Here is a 4,861-nt window from a genome sequence, read left to right as displayed (position 1 = left end):
GGTCATTCTCCTTTGCAAAGAGAGCACCATGCCGGAGCTAACTTATGAATTGAATGTGGGGATTACCGGACGGACACGGTCTTCACAAGAAGACCTTGTTTTCAATTATGAATTTAAACGTGGATGGGAGTTAGGCCGTTCGCAAGCAGAAGTGATTTTAGAGGAAGGCTTTAACCGCCTAATAGTAGATTTAGAAAATCACTACAATTTCATTGAGTCTGAAATTTCAAATGTACTGAGAATGCCGACAATAAAAACCACTGAAATGGGTGTTGTAGTTAGCGCAGATGGAAGAACTTTATACGGTGATGATGTCATTTTCACGATTGATCAAAAGACTACTTTTAAATCTCTGGAAAATTGGACGCCTATCTTTGTGTCGGAGGAAGAGTGATTCAGGTTCCAAAAAGAATCGACGGCGAATTCGTTGAGAAACTGCTTGAGTGGGCAAGCAATAATAAAGTTAATGATGTTGTTATTGAATCAGATAGTCCCCTCTGGGTTAAACGGCTCGGTGTAATGGAGCAACTATCAGAGAGAAATATATCACAAGCTGAGGTGAGGGAGGTTCTACAGAGCTTTTACCAGCAAAGTGGACCGGACACATTGGTTACCGGTGAGTATATTAAGTTTCCATTCGAAGTACTTGCTAAAGACGAGACTTCTTATAGGTACCGAGTTACAGCAACCGGTGTTCAAGGAGAACGTAATGATCGGGGGATTGAGATAATATTTAGGCCATTTCCCGATGAAGCACCCCCTCCAGCACAGCTATCTTTACCTGCGGATTTCGTACAGGCATTCAATTCTAGCTACGGGGTGATTTATGTTACCGGGCCTACGGGATCAGGAAAGTCTACAAGCTTTGCTTCAGTACTTACAGAGCGTATTAAGAACAAGTCAGAGCGTATAGTCACTTTTGAAGATCCTATCGAGTTTGATTTAAAGAAAATTAAAGATAGAAAAGCCAATGTAGTGCAGTCCGAAGTGCCATTCCATCTCTCAACGTACGAAAAAGCAACCCATAACTTATTAAGAAGATCGCCTGACATAGTCTTTTTCTCGGAAGTAAGAGGTACTGAAGTTGGACGGGAATTATTACGCATAGCTAACTCCGGACACCTTGTTGGTACAACGTTACATGCAAATAGTTGTGAGATGACCCTCCCAAGATTCGTCGATATGTTCAAGCATGACGAAAAAGCGAAAGTTACTGCTGATATTGTTGAGACAACTGTGGGGATTTTGAATCAAAGGCTAGTTAAGACGTCAGATGGAAAAAACAGAGTTGGGGTTTTTTCCTCCCTCATTTTCGATGAATCAATCCGAGACAAAATTTATTCAGAAGTTAGTTCTGACTACTCAAAGCTTAAGAGTGTAATGTCAAAGATGATATCAAAAAAGGGATTACCTTTTATTGAAGATTTGAGAGATAAGTTTAGGACAGGTCTCATCGAGATTAATTCATTTGAAAAGCTGACAAGACAGTTTGGAGATGAAAGAGATATTCAAGAAATAAGGAATCAGGCCAAGTCTCATTTTGAAAGAGGCTTCATTTCAGAGGATGAAATGAAAATGTATAGGAATAAATAATGTCTGAGAAAGTGCAAATCACTACAAATGTGGCGAGAGAAAATAGGTTATGGCGAGCAGGGAAACGAGCGAAACTAAATTTAGTAGCTATCCAAGTGGACGCCTTGTCTGTTGTGCCTTTCCCACTTTTATATTTTATCAAGTCCAAATGGTATCTACTGGCCTGTTTAATGTGGGTATTAGTGATCGGGACAATCGATAAATTCAAAATGACTCCTATACAAGGACTAAAAAGAGTCAGAGCTATTATTGCTGGAAAACAAAGATTTATAACCAGGTATTCAAATCGTCAAAGGAGATTTACAAATGGTAATTAAAGAACTTAAAAATGCACCAACACCTTTACCAGAAGAGGATGGCACCTATAAAGTCTTCGTCGATAATGGGTACGCTCAAAACAAAATTGCCTATTGGGCTGAAGTAGATGGTACAAAGCAACTTGTTAATTTTTTACTTCCAAGTAGAGCCCAAATGGGACGAGTAAATGTTGATGTTCACGGAAGAGCATCTGGAGTTTACACGGTAAATGGATCTGACTACACCGTTGGTGAGGATGTTAGAGACCCAGAAACGATACGCAGTAAACAATATGCACATAGCGAAATTAACTGTGCATTGGTTATGCACACCTTGATAGCTGCTGGTTTTTCTGGCCTCAAAATTCGTTTGGGTACAGGTTTGCCTTTTGATCATTACTTCAGAAACCGAGAGGTAGACAAAGCATTTATTAAAAAAATAACGGAAAGCCTTAGTAGTGAGTGTATCTCTGCATCAGGGTCAGAAATGCCGATTATTGTGTCACACAGAGTTTATCCTGAATCAACTGCCGCGGCCGTTGCTTTCTCACTTGATATTGATTCTGGAGACTTTAAAACCTTTGAGAATGGCCTTGTCGTTATTGACATGGGCGGGGGCACAACTGATATAACGGTGATTAATCGTGACTTCACAATTAATATTGACGAAAGTGGCTCTAGACAACTGGGTGTTATCGATATAAGAACCAAATTATCGTCGTTGATAACGGACAAATTTGAAGTTTCAGGTATCACTGATAGTCAATTAGACAGGGCGCTACGAACGGGTTCTATAAAAATTTATGGTCAAGATGAAGGTATTTCTGATCTTCGTGAGCAAGCCAAGGCTATGACAGTTAAAAAGTTGGGAACCTTCATAAATGAAACCGTCGGTGAAGCAGCATTCATTGATACTATTCTTTTTGTCGGTGGTGGCGCATCTATCTTAGAAGACTCATTTAAAAGTACTTTTAAGCAAGCACAGGTTCCTGAAAATCCCGAGTTTCAAAATGCAAATGGCGCTCTTTACTACATGACCCATATTGAGGAATAGGGGGGCGATAGCATTTTGTCTAAATTGAAAACCAGATTTACATTCAAACTTTACTCTTCGGACTTTGAAAACATTAATCTCTTAAATGTCTTAGAGAATTCGAACGCTGAAGAGTTGAGATGTCTTGTATCGAAAGGACATTGGCTTAACGAGTTTATTTCAATTTCGCAACCAAATGTAGACCGTTTAGGGTTGGTACCGGAAATTAAAGGTGGTGAAGATGTTGAAACTAAGAGCTTTTTATTAAGGTTCTCAAAAAGTACAAACTCAAACGAAAATTCTCGAGTGAATCAAATATGGGAACAACTTAACGAATTGAGCACGCCTTTTGCGAGGCAATCTTACATTAGGAAGCTTGTTTTTTACGGTTATGCGATGGATACAATCTTTTCTGACGATAAGAAGCGACAATTCAATCAACTGTTTACCATAAACCCAGCTGATGAGGCTAGTATTCCTCCAGCAGATGTTCAACCACCAGCAGAAGTTCAACCACCGAAAGCAGAGCCTAAAATATTCGAAGGCGCTAAGGATATGATGAGGAGTTTAATGTGAAAAAGGTTCTGGGTATGGCAAGCATAATCGCCATTGGTTTATTTCATTTTGAAGCTGATGCAGGTTTTTATATAGATATGCAGGGAGTTAAACCAAAGGAGCAAGCTCAATCATTAGGTATAGAAGGTTACAACCTACTGACTGGAAAATATTATGGTCTAGTACATGAGATTGGAACAGGTGTACCGATGACAATTAAGAGTTTTGGCGAAGACTCGACTTTGGCTGATGCACTTTTTTTTATTTTACCGACTGAGTGGTTTGCATATGTCGATGAACGTGTCGAAGAGCTGCCAAGAGTAACTTGGGACGCAAGTGTCGGCGAAGGGCAGCCTTGGGTGGAAGTTCTAGCTCAAATGGGGAAGGAATTCGGGCTTAGGTTTACACTTGATTGGGATCAAAAGTTGTTACAAGTCCATACAATTCCCAATTTTACTAAGCCCGACTTTAATGACCCTGTGGTAATAAGTGACTCAAATAATGAGCGTCAATTATTTATATATAAAAAAGAGCCAACATTATCGGGGTATTTGGTTAAAGATGGAGAATACATCCCTGTAAAAGTAACAAAGTGAATAAAGCGCCTTAAGTTAAGGCGCTAAGTTATTTTCATTACTTTTGGTTGGGGTTGCCATTCCTTTGCCAGACTCGCTTACTGTCTGTTGTAACGATGAGAATTGAGTTTGACCACTATGAATAAATGACTGAGCCCCCATACTGTCAGCTGGTGAACCTAATAGCCTAATTGCTCGGTCATTGATTTCATTCATTATTGAAAATACCCTTTCTATTACACTTACAGACAAAGAAACAAGCGCACCAACTAATCCAAAAAATGATACTAATCCTACAACGGTATTTCTCGTCATTCCCTCTGCAAAAGGTAACCAGAGTGTCAAAGTTAGCTTGCCCATCATTAAGAGAAAAGGGTAAACGACAATAAAGCTGATGACTAAAATAGGCATTCTGATGAATGATGCAAATGCTAGTAAATAGCCTTGGGATGCTCTTGAACCAATGAAACCGCGGCCTTCAGTGAACGCATGAGCTAAGCCGTGGATTGGCGCCAGAACAAATTGCTCTACTACCGCGCTAAAAGCGCTGATAACACCCCCAATCCAGTGCATAAGAGGAATTAGCGGCAAGTAAAAAGCAAGGTACAGTCCCATACTAAACAAAAAAGCAATTAGTAAAAGGAGGCCTAGGTATAGGTTCTTTAGAATACCTTCCAACGCACCTGAACCGATGGCTTTGAATGTAGCTAAAACGCCGCTAATTCCAGGTATCGAGACTGTAACTAATTTTGTGTAACTGCCTATCTCAATTTACTCTATAGAGAGTTAAGGATAGGCAGATGAACATG

Annotated in this window: 7 protein-coding genes; 6 read left to right on the top strand and 1 reads right to left on the bottom strand. The window is 39.8% G+C overall.

All coding sequences use genetic code 11. The features are described from left to right. The 6 genes from NO989_RS21505 to NO989_RS21480 all read left to right on the top strand — a co-directional run. A partial coding sequence (locus NO989_RS21505; protein ID WP_371343173.1) for a type IV secretory system conjugative DNA transfer family protein occupies positions 1-394 on the top strand: 394 nt, incomplete at its 5' end. Continuing rightward, positions 391-1,593: a type IV pilus twitching motility protein PilT gene (locus tag NO989_RS21500; RefSeq protein ID WP_015068587.1), complete on the top strand. Its 1,203-nt coding sequence runs from the start codon at positions 391-393 to the stop codon at positions 1,591-1,593. The genes NO989_RS21505 and NO989_RS21500, both read left to right, overlap by 4 nt. Next, positions 1,593-1,910 carry a hypothetical protein gene (locus NO989_RS21495; RefSeq protein WP_015068588.1) on the top strand — a complete coding sequence of 106 codons (318 nt, stop codon included), beginning with the start codon at positions 1,593-1,595 and terminating at the stop codon, positions 1,908-1,910. The genes NO989_RS21500 and NO989_RS21495 overlap by 1 nt, the downstream gene beginning before the upstream one ends. After that, positions 1,900-2,943 carry a ParM/StbA family protein gene (gene parM / locus NO989_RS21490; RefSeq protein WP_015068589.1) on the top strand — a complete coding sequence of 348 codons (1,044 nt, stop codon included), beginning with the start codon at positions 1,900-1,902 and terminating at the stop codon, positions 2,941-2,943. Before NO989_RS21495 ends, parM begins: the two co-directional genes overlap by 11 nt. A 15-nt stretch (positions 2,944-2,958) precedes the next feature. Then, positions 2,959-3,498, top strand: a complete 540-nt coding sequence (locus NO989_RS21485; protein ID WP_015068590.1) for a hypothetical protein — start codon at positions 2,959-2,961, stop codon at positions 3,496-3,498. Next, complete coding sequence (locus NO989_RS21480; protein ID WP_015068591.1) at positions 3,495-4,073, top strand: hypothetical protein; 579 nt, start codon at positions 3,495-3,497, stop codon at positions 4,071-4,073. The genes NO989_RS21485 and NO989_RS21480 overlap by 4 nt, the downstream gene beginning before the upstream one ends. A gap of 15 nt (positions 4,074-4,088) precedes the next feature. On the opposite strand, the gene NO989_RS21475 is transcribed toward NO989_RS21480, so the two are convergent. Beyond that, on the bottom strand, positions 4,089-4,775 hold the full coding sequence (locus NO989_RS21475) for a DotA/TraY family protein (protein WP_371343174.1): 687 nt from the start codon (positions 4,773-4,775) through the stop codon (positions 4,089-4,091). Positions 4,776-4,861: the final 86 nt, after the last annotated feature.

Origin of the sequence: Alteromonas sp. DY56-G5 (assembly GCF_041414725.1) — a bacterium.
Taxonomy (GTDB): Bacteria; Pseudomonadota; Gammaproteobacteria; order Enterobacterales; family Alteromonadaceae; genus Alteromonas; species Alteromonas macleodii.
Note: the sequence above shows the minus strand (reverse complement) of the source record. Positions and strands in the feature narration are given on the sequence as shown.